This window comes from Brevibacterium sp. LE-L, assembly GCF_050214925.1.
Lineage (GTDB): Bacteria > Actinomycetota > Actinomycetes > Actinomycetales > Brevibacteriaceae > Brevibacterium.
On record NZ_CP189759.1, the window covers coordinates 852,962 to 870,411 of the forward strand.

16 protein-coding genes are annotated in these 17,450 nt (G+C 66.6%); 6 read left to right on the top strand and 10 right to left on the bottom strand.

Annotated features, from left to right (window positions below):
* Positions 1–84: 84 nt before the first annotated feature.
* From pspAA to ACQE2J_RS03805, 8 genes are all read right to left on the bottom strand, one after another.
* Complete coding sequence (pspAA, locus tag ACQE2J_RS03770) at positions 85–369, bottom strand: PspA-associated protein PspAA (RefSeq protein ID WP_135539139.1); 285 nt, start codon at positions 367–369, stop codon at positions 85–87.
* The gene (locus ACQE2J_RS03775) at positions 366–1,112 is read right to left on the bottom strand and encodes a PspA/IM30 family protein (RefSeq protein WP_426937107.1); all 747 of its coding nucleotides are present in this window, start codon (positions 1,110–1,112) and stop codon (positions 366–368) included. The genes pspAA and ACQE2J_RS03775 overlap by 4 nt, the downstream gene beginning before the upstream one ends.
* A 247-nt stretch (positions 1,113–1,359) precedes the next feature.
* Positions 1,360–1,647 carry a WXG100 family type VII secretion target gene (locus ACQE2J_RS03780; RefSeq protein WP_135539135.1) on the bottom strand — a complete coding sequence of 96 codons (288 nt, stop codon included), beginning with the start codon at positions 1,645–1,647 and terminating at the stop codon, positions 1,360–1,362.
* 199 nt (positions 1,648–1,846) lie between these two features.
* Entirely contained in the window at positions 1,847–3,739 is a 1,893-nt protein-coding gene (locus ACQE2J_RS03785; protein ID WP_135539134.1) for a trypsin-like peptidase domain-containing protein, read from the bottom strand.
* Complete coding sequence (locus tag ACQE2J_RS03790) at positions 3,736–5,697, bottom strand: sensor histidine kinase (protein WP_135539132.1); 1,962 nt, start codon at positions 5,695–5,697, stop codon at positions 3,736–3,738. Before ACQE2J_RS03790 ends, ACQE2J_RS03785 begins: the two co-directional genes overlap by 4 nt.
* 30 nt (positions 5,698–5,727) lie before the next feature.
* Positions 5,728–6,486 (bottom strand): response regulator transcription factor, encoded by a 759-nt coding sequence (locus ACQE2J_RS03795; protein ID WP_135539130.1) that lies wholly within the window; start codon positions 6,484–6,486, stop codon positions 5,728–5,730.
* A gap of 210 nt (positions 6,487–6,696) precedes the next feature.
* A complete protein-coding gene (locus tag ACQE2J_RS03800; protein WP_135539128.1) occupies positions 6,697–7,386 on the bottom strand; it encodes a hypothetical protein in 690 nt (229 codons plus the stop codon).
* Positions 7,387–7,397: 11 nt separating this feature from the next.
* On the bottom strand, positions 7,398–7,988 hold the full coding sequence (locus ACQE2J_RS03805; RefSeq protein ID WP_135539126.1) for a CGNR zinc finger domain-containing protein: 591 nt from the start codon (positions 7,986–7,988) through the stop codon (positions 7,398–7,400).
* Between the two features lie 255 nt (positions 7,989–8,243).
* Between ACQE2J_RS03805 and ACQE2J_RS03810 the strand changes: the two genes are divergently transcribed.
* Entirely contained in the window at positions 8,244–9,224 is a 981-nt protein-coding gene (locus ACQE2J_RS03810; protein WP_135539124.1) for an EamA family transporter, read from the top strand.
* Positions 9,225–9,332: 108 nt separating this feature from the next.
* On the opposite strand, the gene ACQE2J_RS03815 is transcribed toward ACQE2J_RS03810, so the two are convergent.
* Positions 9,333–10,967, bottom strand: coding sequence for a DNA repair helicase XPB (locus tag ACQE2J_RS03815; RefSeq protein ID WP_135539122.1), 1,635 nt, complete (start codon positions 10,965–10,967; stop codon positions 9,333–9,335).
* 135 nt (positions 10,968–11,102) lie between these two features.
* Positions 11,103–13,232, bottom strand: a complete 2,130-nt coding sequence (locus tag ACQE2J_RS03820; RefSeq protein ID WP_426937108.1) for a helicase-associated domain-containing protein — start codon at positions 13,230–13,232, stop codon at positions 11,103–11,105.
* A gap of 84 nt (positions 13,233–13,316) precedes the next feature.
* On the opposite strand from ACQE2J_RS03820, the gene ACQE2J_RS03825 reads away from it, so the two are divergent.
* The 5 genes from ACQE2J_RS03825 to ACQE2J_RS03845 all read left to right on the top strand — a co-directional run bounded on the left by ACQE2J_RS03825 (position 13,317) and on the right by ACQE2J_RS03845 (position 17,323).
* Positions 13,317–13,547 (top strand): hypothetical protein, encoded by a 231-nt coding sequence (locus ACQE2J_RS03825; RefSeq protein WP_135539121.1) that lies wholly within the window; start codon positions 13,317–13,319, stop codon positions 13,545–13,547.
* A gap of 568 nt (positions 13,548–14,115) precedes the next feature.
* On the top strand, positions 14,116–14,496 hold the full coding sequence (locus ACQE2J_RS03830; RefSeq protein ID WP_135539119.1) for a cold-shock protein: 381 nt from the start codon (positions 14,116–14,118) through the stop codon (positions 14,494–14,496).
* Positions 14,496–15,416 carry a DUF3027 domain-containing protein gene (locus ACQE2J_RS03835; protein ID WP_135539117.1) on the top strand — a complete coding sequence of 307 codons (921 nt, stop codon included), beginning with the start codon at positions 14,496–14,498 and terminating at the stop codon, positions 15,414–15,416. The genes ACQE2J_RS03830 and ACQE2J_RS03835 overlap by 1 nt, the downstream gene beginning before the upstream one ends.
* An 8-nt stretch (positions 15,417–15,424) precedes the next feature.
* Complete coding sequence (locus ACQE2J_RS03840) at positions 15,425–16,684, top strand: MFS transporter (RefSeq protein WP_135539115.1); 1,260 nt, start codon at positions 15,425–15,427, stop codon at positions 16,682–16,684.
* A 141-nt stretch (positions 16,685–16,825) separates the two neighbouring features.
* On the top strand, positions 16,826–17,323 hold the full coding sequence (locus ACQE2J_RS03845; protein ID WP_135539113.1) for a DUF456 domain-containing protein: 498 nt from the start codon (positions 16,826–16,828) through the stop codon (positions 17,321–17,323).
* The last annotated feature ends 127 nt before the right edge of the window (positions 17,324–17,450 follow it).

The window sequence follows — 17,450 nt, forward strand, 5'->3', positions numbered from 1 at the left end:
AGTTCCTCTCTGGGTATGTCAGAACCGGCCCATCATCTCAATCGAAGACGATGGGCCGGGTGCATCGGTGGACGATTCTGCTGTTCAGGCCGGATCGGGGATGAAGCCCTCACCGGTGAGCAGCTCGGCGATCTCGGCCAGTGTGGCGTCGACGAAGGGGATGACGGCCTCGGACGAACCGAGGTAGTCATCGGCGACCGGCTGACCGTTGCCGGTCACGTAGTCGTGCAGGGCCGAAAGCGCGGTCCGAGCGGCCTGTTCATCACCGGCAGCCACGGCGGCTTCGACTTGGTTGTCGTACTTCTGGAGCAGGTCCTGGTCGACATTGTTGACGTCGTACTGACCCTCGCCCATGATGCGGATGATCATTGCTGCTCCTCACCCTCGAGCGACTTCTGCTCCTTCTCGGAACCGGCCGGCAGGGACTCGCGCATCCGCTGGAGCTCCACCTCGACATCGCTGTCGCTCGACAGCGCGTCGAGCTGAGAGGTGATGTCGTCCTTGGCCGTGCCCGTGACATCTTCGAGGGCGCCCGAGGCGAGCAGCTCATCGACGGCACCGGCGCGAGCCTGAAGCGAGGCGGTCTTGTCCTCGGCACGCTGGACGGCCATGCCGACGTCTCCGAGCTCCTCGGAGATGCCGGAGAAGGCCTCACCGATCTTCGACTGCGCCTCGGCGGCGTTGTAGGTCGCCTTGAGGGTCTCCTTCTTCGTCCGGAAGGCGTCGACCTTGGCCTGGAGGCGCTGGGAGGCGAGCGTGAGCTTCTGCTCCTCGCCCTGGAGGCCTTCGTGCTGGGACTGCAGATCGGTGATCTGCTGGGTGAGTCCGGACTTGCGGGTCAGTGCCTCGCGAGCAAGGTCCTCACGCCCGATCTCCATGGCCTTCTGCGCCTGGCCGGAGAGCTTGTCCTGCTGCTGTTCGAGCTGGTTGATCTGAAGTTCGAGACGTTTGCGACTGGTCGCGACGTCGGCGACGCCGCGACGCACCTTCTGCAGCAATTCGAGCTGCTTCTGGTACGAATAGTCAAGGGTTTCGTTGGGGTTCTCGGCCTTGTCCAGAGCCTTGTTGGCCTTGGCGCCGAAGATCGTCGCGATCCGTTGGAAGATGCTCATCCGTAGTCGACTCCTGCATTGGTTTGACCCGACGCTGCCGAGCCGATCCACTCCCATCCGGAGATTCTTGGCCAACACCGCCGCGAACTATCGCTCTCAGCCTACTAAGAAAGGCTGATAGTTTGCCAGATGCCGGTCACGAGTACAAGGAGACTTCGACCGCGTGATGGCAGGGATCTGCACCAGACGTGCGGTGGCCTCAGCTGCGGGAGCGCAGCCGCTTCTCACGCAGCGAAACAGTCGTTTCTCACGGAGCGAAGAGGCGCGAGTTCGCGGCTTCCACTTCGGAGTATTGGCGGGCCGCGGTGTTGAGTGCACCGTGGATGGAGTTCAGTGACTCCATCAGCTGCTTCTGCGCGGATTCCCACTGGTTGATCACGGCCTGGAAGTTCTGGGCAGCGCTGCCGCGCCAGCATTCCTGCAGTGCCAGCAGGTTGCGCAGCATCGTGTCGGATTCGGAGACGAGGTTGCGGGAGGTGCCTGCCGTGGCGGTGGCGGCGGATTGGACGCGTTCGGCGTCGACTTCGAAGCTCATGATGACTCCTCATGGTCAGTGATGCCCCGCGGCGGTCGGCAGGGATGAGACCAGTGTCATCACGCGGTCAACGGGCGCCAAGGGCACAGGAAGAGGGTGTGGACAGCCGACCGCTGTCCACACCCTCGTCGTGGTCGAGTCGCGGCGCGATCCTCAGGTCCGTGTGCCCGAGTCGCGGCCCGCCCCGACCCGATCGCGACTACTTCAACACGAGCGTCACATCGAGCTTCTGCTCCTGACCGCCGCGCACCACGGTGACCTCGACGGGCGAGTTCACCGGCTGGGCGCGGACGAGCGCGCGCAGGGCGATGGCGTTGTTCGCTTTGGTTCCGGCCACCTCGACGATGTCGTCGCCGTCCTTGATGCCGGCCTTGGCCGCGGGTGATCCGCCCTGGACGGACTGCACCTTGGCGCTGCCGCGGGTGATGCCGCCGCTGTTGATGTGCCCGTCTGTCAGTGTGATGCCGAGGAACGGGTGCAAAGCCTTGCCGTTGGCGATGAGCTGGTCGGCGATCATCACTGACTGGTTGGCGGGGATCGCGAAGCCGATGCCGATGGACCCCGACTGCTGTCCTTCGCCGGCCTGGCTCAGCGACGCCGCGGCCGAGTTCACCCCGATGAACTCACCATCGCCGTTGACGAGCGGACCACCCGAGTTGCCCGGGTTGATCGCCGCATCCGTCTGGATGGCATTCGTGATCGTCAGCTCCTTCTCCTGCGAGGTCGCATCCTCGCCGATGTTCTCCGTCGACACGGGCCGGTCGAGGGCAGAGACGATGCCCGTGGTCACCGTATCGGCGAGCCCGAGCGGGTTGCCCAGCGCCATCACCGGATCGCCCACGGACAGCTTCTTCGAATCACCGACGTCCAACGGTTTCACGCCGTCGGGGACCTGTTCGAGTTTGATGATGGCGATATCCGTCGACGGATCGCGGCCGACGATCTTCGCCTTCGTCGTCTCACCGTTCTTCATCGTCACGGCGATCTCTCCGTTCGGGGTGTCCGCAGGAGCGACGACGTGATTGTTCGTGATGACGTGGCCCTGATCGTCATAGAGGGCACCCGAACCCAGACCCTCCACCTGGCCGCCTGCGCCGACCTGGATCGACATCACGCTCTCCGAAGTCTGCTCGGCCACCTGGGTCCAGTCCGGCGTTTCGATCGTCTGTTCGGCGACCTTGCGCGGCTCCTCGCCCTGCAGCGCCGAGAGCGCATAGTTGCCGCCGAACGCGGCACCGCCACCGAGGAGGGCGGCGATGGCCGCGATCGCGATCGTCGCACCCCAGCCGGGGCCCCTCTTCTCTCGCCGAGGCGGCTGCTCGGGCCCGTACGGCCCCGAGCCTCCCGGTCCACCGTAGAATCCCGGCTGCCCGGAGGGGTTCATCGGCTGGGAGCCGACGCCTGTCTGCAGAGTTCCTGGGGCGGCGTAGACGTGGTTCGTCTGCGTGGCTCCCGGTTCGTCGGGCTGCGGGACTCCACCATGCTGCGATCCGCCGTACTGAGCATCCCCGTACTGAGCACCCCCGTACTGAGGACTGTGGGGGTGGGGCTGCCCGCCGCCCTGCTCCTGATAGTTCGGCTGCGGGGAACTCGGCTGCGGGGAGGACGCCTGCTGATAGGTGCCGGACTGCGGATAGCCCGGCTGCTGAGTGCCGGGCTGCGGATAGCCGGGCTGCTGAGTGCCGGGCTGCGGATAGCCGGGCTGCTGAGTGCCGGGCTGATGCCCGGTGGCGGGCCGCCGTTCGTCCTGACCGTAGGGCATTGACTGCTGCGGGTAGGGCGAGTTCTGCTGCTGCGCAGAGCCCTGCTGATGAGTGGGGCCGTACTGGGGGCCGGCGGGCGGCTGGGACGAAGAGCCGCCTCGGCGAGAAGCGTCGTCCACAGGGTTCTGCGCCTGAGTGGGGGCGTAGTCGGAGCGACGTTCCGGCGGGGTCACCGGTGGGCTGACCCGGGCCGGTCCGGAGGACTGCGACGCGTTGGGAAAGGTGCGCGGAACCTCCGCAGACGATCCCCGGTGGCCGCCGGCGCTCGGCCCACGACGGCCCTCGGTGGATCCCTCATCCGGATTCTGGGGATTGCTGTTGTCGCTCATCGCTCGTCCTTTCGTGTATCCGCAGTGGGGCCGCCGGATTCGGAGATGGGCAGGTCGATGCGGAAGGTCGCACCGCCGCCCGGAGTTTCGTGCACGGAGATCGCGCCGTGATGGTTCTCGACGATCGCCTTGACGATCGACAGGCCCAGACCTGAACCGCCGGTGTCCCGGGTCCGGGAGACGTCGAGACGGTAGAAGCGTTCGAAGATCCGCGGCACCGCCTCGGGGTCGATGCCGTCTCCGTGGTCGCGGACCTCGAAGCGGACCCGACCGTTGGGGAACCCGCGCAGCGAATCATCGACCGTGATCGAGCCGGCCGCCGTGACATCGGGCACGATGCCCGCCGGCTCCGACGCACCTGTCTGCGCCGTCGACGGTTCACCCGTCTGCGCGCCGGGCTGGTCTCCCGCTTGGGCGCCGGACGGCGTTGTCGGTCGGGCGGCCTGCTGGGGTCCGGTCTGCGGGGCCGATTGCGGATCGGTCTGTGGGGTGGGTTGGGTGTCTGCTTGGTCGCTGCCGGTGGAGTCGCCTCGGCGGAAGATGCGGACCCCGCCGGTGACGAAACCGCGCTCACGCGGTTTCTCCTTTGCCCCGCTGCGACCGTTCTGGCCCTTGGCCGCGCCTTCTCGGATCTCTCCGCTGTCCGCACCGCCGGTATCGGTGGTCTCGGGGAGGCCGACGACGCCGACGGCGAACTCGATCGCGGCGTGCTCGGGGGTGTGGCGCACCGCGTTGCCGGCGAGGTTGACGATGACCTGGCGGATCTTCGATTCGGAACCGCGGATCATCGGCACCGGACGCGCATCCTCACCATCGAGTCCGATGAAGCTGATGTCGCGATCCGGGGCCTGTGCGGCCGCATCGGCAGCGGCATCACGGACGACCTTGTGCAGGTCGATGGGACCGATCTCGGCGGGACGCTGCTCATCGAGACGGGCGAGCACGACGAGATCGTCGACGAGCACACCCATGCGCTTGGCCTCGGACTCCATCCGCTCCATCGCATTCGCGACGTCCTCGGACTTCGTGATCGCGCCCTGTCGGTACAGCTCCGCATAGCCGCGGATGGTCACCAGAGGAGTGCGCAGCTCGTGTGAGGCGTCGGAGACGAACTGGCGGATGCGCTTCTCCGACCGCGTCTGCCCGTCGAAGGAGTCCTCGATGCGTCCGAGCATCGTGTTCAGCGCCGCCGACAGGCGCCCGAGCTCCGTGTTGCGCGGATAGCTGGGCACCCGCTGCGAGAGATCACCGGCGGCGATCCGCGACGCGGTCTTCTCGATGTCGCGCAGCGGCCGGAACGTGTTGTTGATCGCCCAATAGCCGACGCCGGCGACCATCGCCAGAGCCAGCAGCCCGATGCCGATCATCGTGTTGCGGGCGCGTTCGTTGATGTTGTCGACCTCGCGGTCGAAGGGCACGGCGATGGACACGAGCACGTCGGTGTTCTTCACCTTCATCGCCCGAGCCCGCCACTGCGAACTCGTCCCGGCCACGGTGAAGGGCTCGCCGGCCCGGGCATAGACTTCCTTCTCGTCGATCTTCGGAAGGATCGGTTGATTCTGCGGCTCCGGGGCGACGGGATCCCGGATCGGATCGCCGTCCGTGTTGTAGAACTGCACATAGAAGCCTCCCGGCAGGAGGCTCTTGAGCTGATCCCAGGAATTCGAATCGATCGTCGTCGACGACGGCGCATCCTCGGCGCTGTCATCGCCCGAACCGGACTGGAGTTCGGCCGGCTGGAACACATCACGGTAGGCCTGCTTCGCCAGGGTCTCGGACGCGCTGATGAGACGTTCATCGGTGCGTTGGACGAGGCTGTCGCGCAGGTTCTCCAACACCCACGCGCTCGTCCCCGTGAGGACGAGCAGCATGAGCAGCATCATGATGGCCAGCAGCTTGGTGGTCAGAGACCATTCTTCCCAGAAGCCGGGACGGGTGGGACGGGATTCTTTTGCCACGTATGTAATCTATCGTCCTTGCTTGGACGACTACTTGGATTCCGGTGTGCGCAGCATGTAGCCGACCCCGCGCTTGGTCTGGATCATCGGAGTCCATTCCATCTCGACCGGGTGGCCGGCGGCGTCGGTCTCCGGGGTGATGTCGATCTTGCGACGCAGGTAGGAGATGTAGGACTCGACGATTCCGGTGTCCCCGCCGAAGTCGTACTCCCACACATGGTCGAGGATCTGCGACTTCGACAGCACGCGGTTCGTGTTGAGCATGAGATAGCGCAGCAGCTTGAACTCGGTGGGGGAGAGGTCGATGAGGATGCCGGATCGGCGGACCTCATGCGTGTCGTCGTCGAGTTCGAGGTCGCCTGCCACGATGACGGCGTTCTCTTCGTCCTCGAGGTTGCGGGTGCGGCGGAGGACGGCGCGGATGCGGGCCACGACCTCTTCGAGGCTGAAGGGCTTCGTCACATAGTCGTCACCGCCGACGGTCAGACCGGTGATCTTGTCCGAGGTGTCGTCACGGGCGGTGAGGAACACGACGGGAGCGTTCATGCCGATCTGGCGCAGACGGCGGGTCACGGTGAAGCCGTCCATGTCCGGGAGCATGACATCGAGGACGAGGAGGTCGACGTCGGTCTGCTCGGCCAGACGCAGTGCCTCGGCGCCGTTTGCGGCGGAGACGACGTCGAAGCCGGCGAAGCGGAGACTGGTCGACAGGAGTTCGCGGATATTGGGCTCATCATCGACAACGAGCAGGGTGGCTTCGATGTCGGCATCGTTCTGTGCTGTAGTCATGTGACCAGTCTGAGGGCCATTTCTGGGAGTCGGCTGGAGGTATCCTGAACGTGAATGTGAACTGCCTCACAAGAAAACTCTCAGAAAAGTCGATTTCGATCCCGATCGGAGTCGTCGTTCTCAGGAATCATGGGATGATTTCAGCGAAAAAGATGGCTGCGGTCAGCTCGAGGTCAGAAATCTTCGCCGCGGTCCGGAGGGAGTGCGACTCTATCCGGGAGAACGCCTGGTCGGGATGCTGAAGCGCCGAACGCGGCGGGGGAAGCGGCGGTCGTACTGCACCTGACCCATGGTGCCGAGCACCGTCGGGCTCTGCTGGATGAGGTGTCGGGTGAACCTCGCGTGGCCGGACTCGTCGACGAACCGGACGGTTGCCAACTGCGCGGTCGCGCTTAGAGGGGGCGCGCCCCACCAGTGGTCGACCACGATGCCTTCGGTCAACGTGATGTTCGGATGAGTTGGGCTGTGCAGGACTGAGCGACGGGTGCCGCGAAACGCCAGCAGCGACAGAAGGCAGAGTGCGACGCCCGCGATGATGGAGGCGACCCACCACCCGGGTGGTGCCGACAGCGTGGCAGGGGTGAAGCAGAGGCCCAGTCCGGCGCCGAAGCCGATGGCCGCCAGCTGATAGCGGAAGAATCGTGCGAGGCTGCCCCCGGTGCGGAACCGACCGAGCGCGGCGCGGATGAGCACCTGCCCGATGAGGATGAACGCGAGCGTCGCCGCGAGAGTGATGCCGAAGAGGGGAAGGTTCGCGCTGAGCTTCTCGCCGGGGATGGTCAGCAGAACGGTCATTGGTGAGAGGGCGAAGCCGACCGCCATGCTCGTCGTGGCGATGATGCCGGCCAAGCCGCAGGCCAGTTTCCGGAGGCCGGTGATCGGCAGGGGCTGCAGTGACATGGCTGTGTGCCTCAGTCTGATTCGGTCTGCCGGGCGCGAAACGCTGCGACATGGGTGCGATTGGCGCAGTTGCCGGTGTCGCAGAAGCGCTTCGAGCGATTGCGGCTGAAGTCGGCCAGATAGGCGCGGCAGTCCTCGGCGGCGCAGCGGCCCAGCCGATCGAGGTCTCCGGAGCGGATGAGGTCGATGAGGACGAGGGCGACATCGGCGGCGACCCGGTCGGCGAGACTAGCCTGCGCGCCCGTGGCGTGCAGGTGCCAGTCCCAGTTGTCGTGTTTGACCAATTGCGGCACGGAACCCGAGTCGCTCAGTGTGAGATTGATCTCATCGACGACCGCCGAAGTCGCCGTTTCGACCGCGTCTTCGCCCTCCGCGTCGATGCTCGAGTCCAGTGCGGCGGCGAACCGCGCTCGCAGTCGCAGCGTCTCCTCGACGTCGCTCCTCGTGGCCGTCAGGGGCCCGGAGAAGTCGTGGCGAGCCGCGAATTCGCGGAGTTGTGCGGCTGTCGTCAGCTCGTCGCCGTCGACGGCGACGTCCCCGGAGGTGTTGAGGAGGTCGACGAGCATCGTGAGATTCGCGCGAATGTCGTAGATGAAGGCCATAGCGGGAACCATTCTGCCACACCATGTAAGCACCAAAATGCATTTGACTCATTTCAAATTCGGGGCCGATACTGAAACCACACGATCATCGGTGCCCGACAACGACGCGCACGGCCGGGCATCGCACGGGCACGGCGACGCCCACGTCGAGCCGCCTCGGCGAGGGGATGCTCGTCCAACGCACCACCTCGGTGGGGAACCCCGCCGTCCGAACCAACCGATCCACAAACGTTTCGTCCCTTCAGGAGGTCAAGAATGAGTCGCACCGTCGTCGTAGGGTTCCTGCTCACGCTTGCCTCCGCGTTCTTCTTCGCGGTGTCCGGGCCGATCGCAAAGACGATGTACGCGATCGGGTGGACCCCGGGCGCGGTCGTGCTCATCCGCTTGGCCGGCTCCGCGGTCCTGCTGCTCATCCCCAGCCTCATCGCACTGCACGGACGGTGGGGCGAGGTGCTCACGCACTGGCGCACCGTCGTCACCTACGGTCTGGTGTCGATGGCCGGCGTGCAGGGGTTCTACTTCATCGCCGTCGAGCACCTCACCGTGGCCGTGGCGCTGCTGCTTGAGATGACGGCTCCGATGCTCATCGTCTTCTGGATCTGGGCGCGGACGCGGACCCGTCCGGCGACCGTGACGTTCATCGGAGTCCTCGTCTCGATGGTCGGTCTGCTGCTCGTGCTCAACCTGCGCGGATCGTCGATCAGCATCATCGGCGCCGTCATGGCCATGGCCGCGGCTGTGTGTCTGGCCAGCTATTTCCTCGTCTCCGCGAAGGATACGATCACGATTCCGCCGGTCGCGCTGACCGGGCTGGGCATGGGCATCGGATCCCTGGCGATGTCGCTCATCGTGGCCGTCGGCGTCATGCCGTGGGGCGCGGTGACCGGCGACGTGGACTTCGGCGGAGTGTCGATGTCGTGGGTCGTGCCGATGGCGATGATCGTTGTCTTCACCGTCGGGGCCTACGTCACCGGAATCCTCGGTCTGCGCTATGTCGGCGCGACCGTCGGGTCGTTCGTCAACCTCGTCGAGGTGCCGTTCTCGGTCATCGTCGCCTGGCTTGTGCTCTTCGAGATGCCGGCGCCGATCCAGCTCTTCGGCGGTGTGTTCATCCTCGGCGGCGTCGGCTTCATCAAATGGGGCGAGGCCCGCTTGGCCCGCCGCGTCGCCCGCCGCCAGATCGTCGCGAAGTCCGAGGCAGGCACCGCAGCGGACACCGACCTACTGCACGTCTGAGACCCCACCAATTGCTACCCGACGACGGCCCAGCAACCTTGCGCGAGGTTGCTGGGCCGTCGTCAAGTAGTTCTGGGGTCGGAGGCGGGTCGGGTGCGCGTGCGTCGCTCAGCGGACCTCGATGCTGTAGCTGTAGCCCTGCTCGGTGAGGAAGCGGCGGCGCTGGGCGGCGAAGTGTTCGTCGACGGTGTCGGCGGCCACCACGGTGTAGAACGTCGCCGAACCCTGATCTTCCTTCGGGCGCAGGATCCGTCCGAGCCGCTGAGCCTCCTCCTGCCGTGAGCCGAAGGCTCCGGAGACCTGGATCGCCACCGAGGCGGCCGGCAGATCCACGGAGAAGTTCGCGACCTTCGACACCACGAGGACGGGGATGTCCCCGGACCGGAACTCGCGGAACAGCTCCTGGCGCTGGGACTCCGGGGTGTGCCCGGTGAGGACGGGCGCGCCGAGCTCGGCGCCGATCTCCTCGAGCTGATCAAGGTACTGGCCGATGACGAGGATCTGCGCACCGGGGTGGTCGGCGACGAGTTCGGACACGATCGGCAGCTTCGCGTCCGAGGTCGCGGCCAGCCGGTACCGGTCTTCGCCGTCGGCGCGGGCGTAGGCGGTGCGGGTTCCCCCGTCGAGACGCACACGCACCTCATGGCAGGCCGCCGAGGCGATGTAGCCCAGCCGTTCGAGTTCCTTCCACGGCACTTCGTACTGCTTGGGACCGATGAGGGAGAACACCTCATCCTCCCGACCGTCCTCGCGCACGAGGGTCGCGGTCAGGCCGAGACGACGGCGGGCCTGCAGGCTCGCGGTGAGTCGGAAGATCGGTGCCGGCAGCAGGTGCACCTCGTCGTAGATGACCAGCCCCCAGTCCTTCGCGTCGAGCAGCTCGAGGTGGAGGTAGGAGCCCTTCCGTCGCGTGGTGAGCACCTGGTAGGTGGCAATGGTGATCGGGCGGATCTCCTTCGTCGAACCCGAGTATTCGCCGACCTCGTCTTCGGTCAGCGTCGTCCGCCGCAGGATCTCATCCTTCCACTGCCTGGCCGAGACCGAGTTCGTCACGAGGATGAGCGTCGTCGTCTGCACCCGGGACATCGTGGCCACCCCGACGATCGTCTTACCCGCTCCGCACGGCAGTACGACGACGCCGGACTCACCGGACAGGGACTGGTCGATGGCCTGCTTCTGATAATCGCGCAGATGCCACTGCCCGCCGTGGGCGTCATCGGAGAGCGCGATCTCGTGGGCTTCGCCGTCGACGTAGCCGGCGTGGTCGGAGACCGGATGACCCAGTTGCAGCAGCGCATGCTTGAGCTCACCACGCTCCGAGGGGTGGACGAGGACAGACTCGTCATCGATGCGTTTGCCGAATTTTCCGACGAGATCGGGTTGGCCGTGCAGCTCGTCGAGCAGCCCCGTCTCCGTCGAGGTCAGCGTGAGCCCGTGGATCGGATGGTCGATGAGGGTGAGCACGCCGAAGCGGTCCATGATGTCGACGATATCGACGAGGAGCTCATGCGGGACCGGGTACTTTGCGAACTCGAGGAGCACGTCGACGACGGATTCCGCGTCGTGACCGCTGGCTCGGGCGTTCCACAGGCCCAGCGGGGTGATCGTATAGGTGTGGATGTATTCGGGGGTCCGTGACAGCTGCGCGAACGGGGCGATCGCCACGGCCGCCTCGACGGCGAGGGGGTGCCCCGATTCCAGCAGCACAGTCCGATCGGACTGCACGATCAGCGGACCATTCATTCAAACTCCCATTCCCGAAGTGCCATGACACCAGAGAGGACAACACGTCCCCCGCCCCGATTGTTCCCTCCCAGAACTACTCGACGGCGGCCCAGCAACCTCGCGCCAAGTTGCTGGGCCGCCGTCGGGTAGCAATTAGGGGGTGGTTGCGGGGGTGACGGAGACGATGCGGGCGATCGACAGGGACGCCTCGGCGCCCGTCGACGTCACCGTTCCGCGCACTCGCCCGGCGTTGAGCGTGGCCGGCAGCATCTCGATGCTGCGCTCGTGGCCCTGCGAATCCGCGATCCGGATGAGCACCCGCTTCTTCGCCTCGGCCGCCTCCCGCAGCAGATCCATGTGCCCCAGCGGTTCGTCGGTGCTCACCGACTCCGGCAGCCCCGCCGGGGCCGAACGCAGAATCCGCATGTATTCGCCGAGGTGGCCGTCCGTGACGCGCGGACGTCGCCGCACGCTCACCTCGGGCTCCGACTGAGTGATCACCCTCCGCTTGCGCACCGGTCCGGCCGCCGAATGCAGCAGCGCATGATGACCCCCGGCCTCGAGCAGGTGCATCGTCCGCTCCGGTCCGAGCTGAGAGATCGCGACCGTCGGGGCCAGCCGTTCGAGACCGGCCGGCAGCATCGTCTGATCGGAGACGATGACGTCGAGGTCGACCGGATCATCGACGACGAGCACGGCGCGGGCACCCGCCACTCGGACCCGCCGCAGCTTCGAGGCGGTGTTCTTCACGAGGAAGTCCAAGGTCGACGGCAGCTCCTCTGCGCTGATCTCGGCGAGCTCGCTCAGCGCCTCCTCCGGGGTGAGCCCCGCCTGCATCGTGTCTTCGATCGTCTCGGCATCGATGCGGTACACCGTGCCCTGACCACGCGCCTCGACGACGGCGTACCTGCGCAGGATGTGGTGGACTCGGGGTTCGATCGGCCCCGTCGCCACCGCCGTGAGGTCGGACTGGATGAGCACCGTATCGACCTCCCGCCCGAGCCCCTCGGTGACCGCAGCGATGACGTCTCCGGGCACCTCGAGAGCCTCGACGGCGACGCCCAGCGGCGCGATCGAGGGATCCTGCTTCGCATGCTCGACCATCGCCCGCTCGAGCCCCGCGGCCAGGCGCAGACCGAATCGGCTCGGCCCGAAATGGTCGGGCTGCTGCAGGGGAGTCGTCGCCAGGCCCAGGTTCACACATGTGTGGAGCACCGCCTCGGTCATGGCGGACCCATGTGCCTGCAGCAGCGGGCGCCGACGCAGCACCTCCGCGTGGATCCACTGCGCCGACCGGGTCATGCCCAGACCGATGTCGTGGAGGACGGAGAGGACGGTCACGCGCAGCAGCGGCATCGCCGGCACGGACTGGGCGTAGCCCTTGAACAGCGCCTTCTTCGGAGTCGCGAGCACCGTGAGGCGTTCGTTCTCACTCGCCCCGGCCGCCAGCTGCGTGACGTCGAGGGACTCACGAAGCCACGCGGAGACCAGCCCCGCCCACAGTTCGGCCCGGTCGCCGGCGAGAACGGAGTCGGCATCGTCGGCGGCCGTCCACTGCGGGTCGAGCGCATCGTCGAGGACCCCGATGAGGTGCAGAGACTTCGCGGCCAGCAGCAGCGTGATCGTCTGCTCGAGCCCCAGGTCGAGGGTGCGGGCGAGCCGGGACACATCCCGTTTCGAGATTCCGCCGCTGGTCAGCCGGGAGATGGGGGCGGCGGCGAGCTCGTCGACGAGGCCGCGCAGGGACGAGATCACCTCGGCGACGGCGGCCTGTTCGCTGTTGTGGATGAGCGGTTGGCTGATCGCAGCCGTGCTCGCATCGATCGTGGCCGGGTCGATCTGCCACGGGTGGGTGCGGGCGGATTCCGCCGCCGAGGTCGGCAGCAGAGTGATCGCCTCGGACTGGATCTTCCAGACAGGGTGCTTCTCCAGCAGGGATCCGTCCCCGCCCGAAGCGCCGGTCTCAGTGGTCGGCCAGGCCAGCCCGAGGTCGCGCAGTCGGGGCAGAGCCGCCTCGGTGCGGACGGGGTCGAAGTGGGGGTTGTCCGCGACCGGGATCTCCGGTGCCGTTCGGGCCGCCTTGGCCAGGGCAATGAAGATTTCGAGGGTCTCGGCGTCGAGGGCCTCGATGCCGCGGGAGACCCCGATGCGGGAGGATGCGGCCGCGGCCAGCGCAGGGATCGTCGGTGACTCGGGTTGGAGGAGGTCGCGTCGGGTCCGGACGAAGGACTCGAACTCGGCATCTGCAGTGTGGGACAGCCACTGGCTGAAGGTCATTGACATCGCAGATCAGTCTATCGCGAGGGGTACAATGGAGGGCAGAACAGGAACTGGGCTGAGCCCACGGACCGTCAGGAAGGACGCGCATTGTCAGCCACTCGAGTCGACACGACCATAGTCGTCGCCGCGGTTGTCGCCGCAGCCGTCGGGGCGCTCGGCCTCATCGGTGTCCTCGGACAGGCGTGGATGGGGCTGACCCCGAGTTCGTTCCTCACATTCCTGCCCATGATCCTCGTGCCCATCGCCATCGCTCTGGCCTGTGTGGCCATGGTCCGAGCGGCGTACCGACGCAGACAGACCGAGGTGGGCCACAGCTGATTTCACCGCTCATCCCCAAGCCGCGGACGAGGCGGGGCCGGGCATGAGCCGCGCACACGTCGACTGACCTGCCCGACCGGTCACCGCCCAGCAGGAATCGCGCAGCAGGGACCGGCCGGCCGGGAACCGCACAGAACGACGGAGACACCCTCGCAGCTCACCTGCGACTGCGGCGATCACCTCGCCCGGCGCTCGCCAACACCCTGGCGAGGACGGTGCGGTCGAGGAACTCGACCGGGCAGTTCGGAACCGTGAACTCGGCTCCGAACCCCGCACCGGCCCGACACCCGCACAGCAGCAGACACCGCGGTTGACACCCTCGCCGAGGCGGCCGCCCCCACCCGTGGACCCGCCCGGTCCCGCACCCGCCACCGCGGCGGCATGTGAGGTCACCGATGCACACCGCCCCGCCGCACTTGCCACACCCGCCGCAGCCACTGCGGCACCGACTCATACCGACCAGCACCGCCCCATACCGACCAGACCAGTACCGACGAGAACAGACTCGCCCGCCTCAGCCGGGACACCGCCCGCTGAGTCAAGCGGGCAGATGAGAAGAAAGGACATCATGCCTACCGGACGCGTGAAATGGTTCGACGCCGAAAAGGGCTTCGGCTTCGTCATCGCCGAGGACGGCTCCCAGGCCTTCCTCCACTCCTCCGTGCTTCCCGAGGGAGCCGAGGTCACGAAGGGCACTCGCCTCGAATACGACGTCGTCGAGTCCCGCCGCGGAGCACAGGTGCTCAAGGCCCGCCCGCTGAGCACTCCCGGCAAGGTTGCCAAGGCCCGCCGACGTCCGGCCGTGGACATGGCAGTTATGGTTGAAGATGTCATCAAAGTATTGGATGACCTCAACAACGGACTGCAGCACGGCCGTTACCCGGACCCGACGCACGGGAACAAGGTGGCCAGCCTGCTGCGGGCGATTGCCGACGATTTGGAGTCCTGATGTCATCACTGTTCAGTGATTGGCTGGCCCGGCAGACCGCCGCGCCCGCCGAAAGCGACGTCGAACAGGCCACCGCACAGGCGGCAGAGACGACCGCGGCCGCTGCCGCACCCGCCGCAGGTAAGGGAACGAACGCTGCGAAGACCGGCCGCGCGCGGTCGGGCCAGGAGAAGATCGTCCTCGACACCCAGCTGGCCGCGGCGATCGACATCGCTCGGTCGGCCATCACCGAGGTGGCCGGCAGTGCCGCCGTCGGCGAACACCTGGGAACCGTGGCCGAGGGCACCCGCCTGGTCACGCACTACTTCGTGTGCACCGAACCGACCTACCGCGGATGGCGGTGGGTGGCCGTGCTCGCCCGCGCCCCGCGCGCGAAGAAGGTCACGGTCTGCGAGACCGCGCTGCTGCCAGGACCCGATGCCCTCACGGCCCCCGAATGGGTGCCGTGGGAAGAGCGCCTCGAGCCCGGAGACCTCAGCCCGCGGGACACCCTGCCCAAGCTCGACCAGGACCCGAATCTGCAGCCGGGCTTCCAACAGACCGAGGACAATTCGGCCGACAATGTCGACCAGATCGCGAACTTCGAGTTCGGCCTCGGCCGAGAGCGCGTCCTCTCCTCTGACGGGCTCTCCGCGGCGGCCAGCCGCTGGGCGGATTCGGACGCCGGACCCGAAGGCGAATTCGCCTCCCGAGCATCGGCGAACTGCGGCAGCTGCGGCTACCTCATGCCGATCGCCGGCTCGCTGCGCAAGTCCTTCGGCGTCTGCGCCAATGCCTGGTCGCCCTTCGACGGTCGCGTGGTCGGACTCGAATCCGGCTGCGGTGCCCACTCGGAGACCGATGTGCGCAGACCCAACCACGAACCCGCGGCAGCCGTCGTCGACGACTACTCCGGCGAACTCGAGTTCCAGGAGGGCTGAACCACTCGATGTCCCAGACGTTCCGGTCGCTGTCGGAGCCGAACTACCGGCACTGGTTCGCCGGTGCCCTGATCTCCAACACCGGAACGTGGATGCAGCGCACGGCGCAGGACTGGATCGTCCTGACCATGCTCACCGACAACAACGCCTCGGCGCTGGGACTGACGATGGCTCTGCAGCTGGGCCCGCAGCTCATCATGTTCCCGTTCGCGGGCAACCTCGTCGACAAGTTCGACAAACGGCGTCTGCTCATGGTCACCCAAGCGCTGCTGGGCACCATCGGCCTCATCCTCTTCGCCCTCGTCATCACCGATGTCATCGTGCTCTGGCATGTCTACGTGCTCGCGTTCACCCTCGGCATGCTCACGACTCTGGACAACCCGGCCCGGCAGGCCTTCGTCTCCGAACTCGTCGGTGAGAAGCTGCTGCCGAACGCGGTGAGCCTGAACTCGGCCTCGTTCAACGGTGCCCGCATGATCGGCCCGGCCGTGGCCGGAGTGCTCACCGCCGTCATCGGCGCCGGCCCCGTGTTCCTCATCAGCGGCCTCGGATTCGCCGCAACACTCACGGTGCTCATCCGGCTCGACAAATCCCGGCTGCACCCCTCGGGGCGTCGCGGCAAGGGCGGTGTGCTCGGGGGACTGAAATATCTGCGTCGACGGCCGGACATCACGGTCGTGCTCGTCGTGCTGTTCATCATCGCGACCTTCGGATTCAACTTCAACATCTACACCGCGACCATGGCGAAGATCGAGTTCGGCAAGGACGCGTCCGGATTCGGTCTGCTCAACTCGGTTATGGCGATCGGTTCGGTCACCGGGGCGCTTGCCTCGGCGCGGCGGGAGAAACCCCGACTGCGGTTCATCTTCGGTGCCGCCGGAGGTTTCGGCCTGGCCGTCGGAGTCGCCTCGCTGATGCCGAACTACTACCTGTTCGCCGCCTCGCTCGTGTTCGTCGGGTTCGCCTCACTGACGATGATGACCTCGGCCAACGCCTACGTGCAGACAACCACGGCCGCGAACTACCGGGGCCGGGTGATGGCGATCTACGCGGCGGTCGTCATGGGCGGCACCCCGATCGGCGCGCCCCTGGCCGGCTGGGTTGCGGACGTCTTCGGGCCGCGGATGGCGCTCGTCGTCGGAGCGGCCTCGGGGATCATCGCCTTCGCCGTGGGCCTGCTGTGGATGATCACGGCCAAGGATCTGCGGCTCCACCGCGATCCGCAGTCGCGGATCCGCCTTCATCTCAGCTACCACGGCCGACCCTGAGGGACTCTCTGGGCGGGCACGGAGGTCCGTCGCATAGAATTTCGGGGACCACCTCGGCGCGGTTCGGGGACACCTCGGCACGGTCCGAGGGGCACCTCGGAGCAGTCCGGGGACCACCTCGGCGCAGGAAACGGACGGTTTGTGAACACTGACATCATCACCTCGGTGCTGGTCGGCTTGGCGATCCTCGTCGGCTGCCTCGGCATCATCGTGCCCGTGCTGCCCGGCTCGATCCTCATCGGCATCGCGGTCCTCATCTGGGCGATCATCATCGGCGGGCCCACCGCCTGGATCATCTTCGCCATCGTCGCCGTCCTCGTCGCGGCGGGAATGAGCTCGTCGCTCGTTCTCACCGGCCGGAAGCTCAAGACCCTGCAGGTGCCGAATTCCTCGGTGCTGCTCGGCGGCGTGCTCGCGATCATCGGGTTCTTCGTCATTCCCGTGCTCGGGTTGCCGATCGGTTTCGTCCTCGGTCTCTTCCTCGCCGAATACGGCCGGCTCAAGGACGCGAAGACCGCGTGGAATTCGAGCTGGGAATCGATCAAGGCGATCGGTCTCGGCGCGGGCATCGAGCTCGGGCTCGCACTGCTGGCCTCGATCACCTACGGCATCGGACTGCTCATCCACTTCTTCGGCTGATGATGCAGCCCGCGAGCTGGCGGGCTGCAGGACTGCGAGCCCGAAGCGAGTGCATCACCTACAGTCAGCGCCATAACGCCCCGGTGCACCGGGAGGTTATGGCGCTGACTGGAGGAATTGCGAGAAG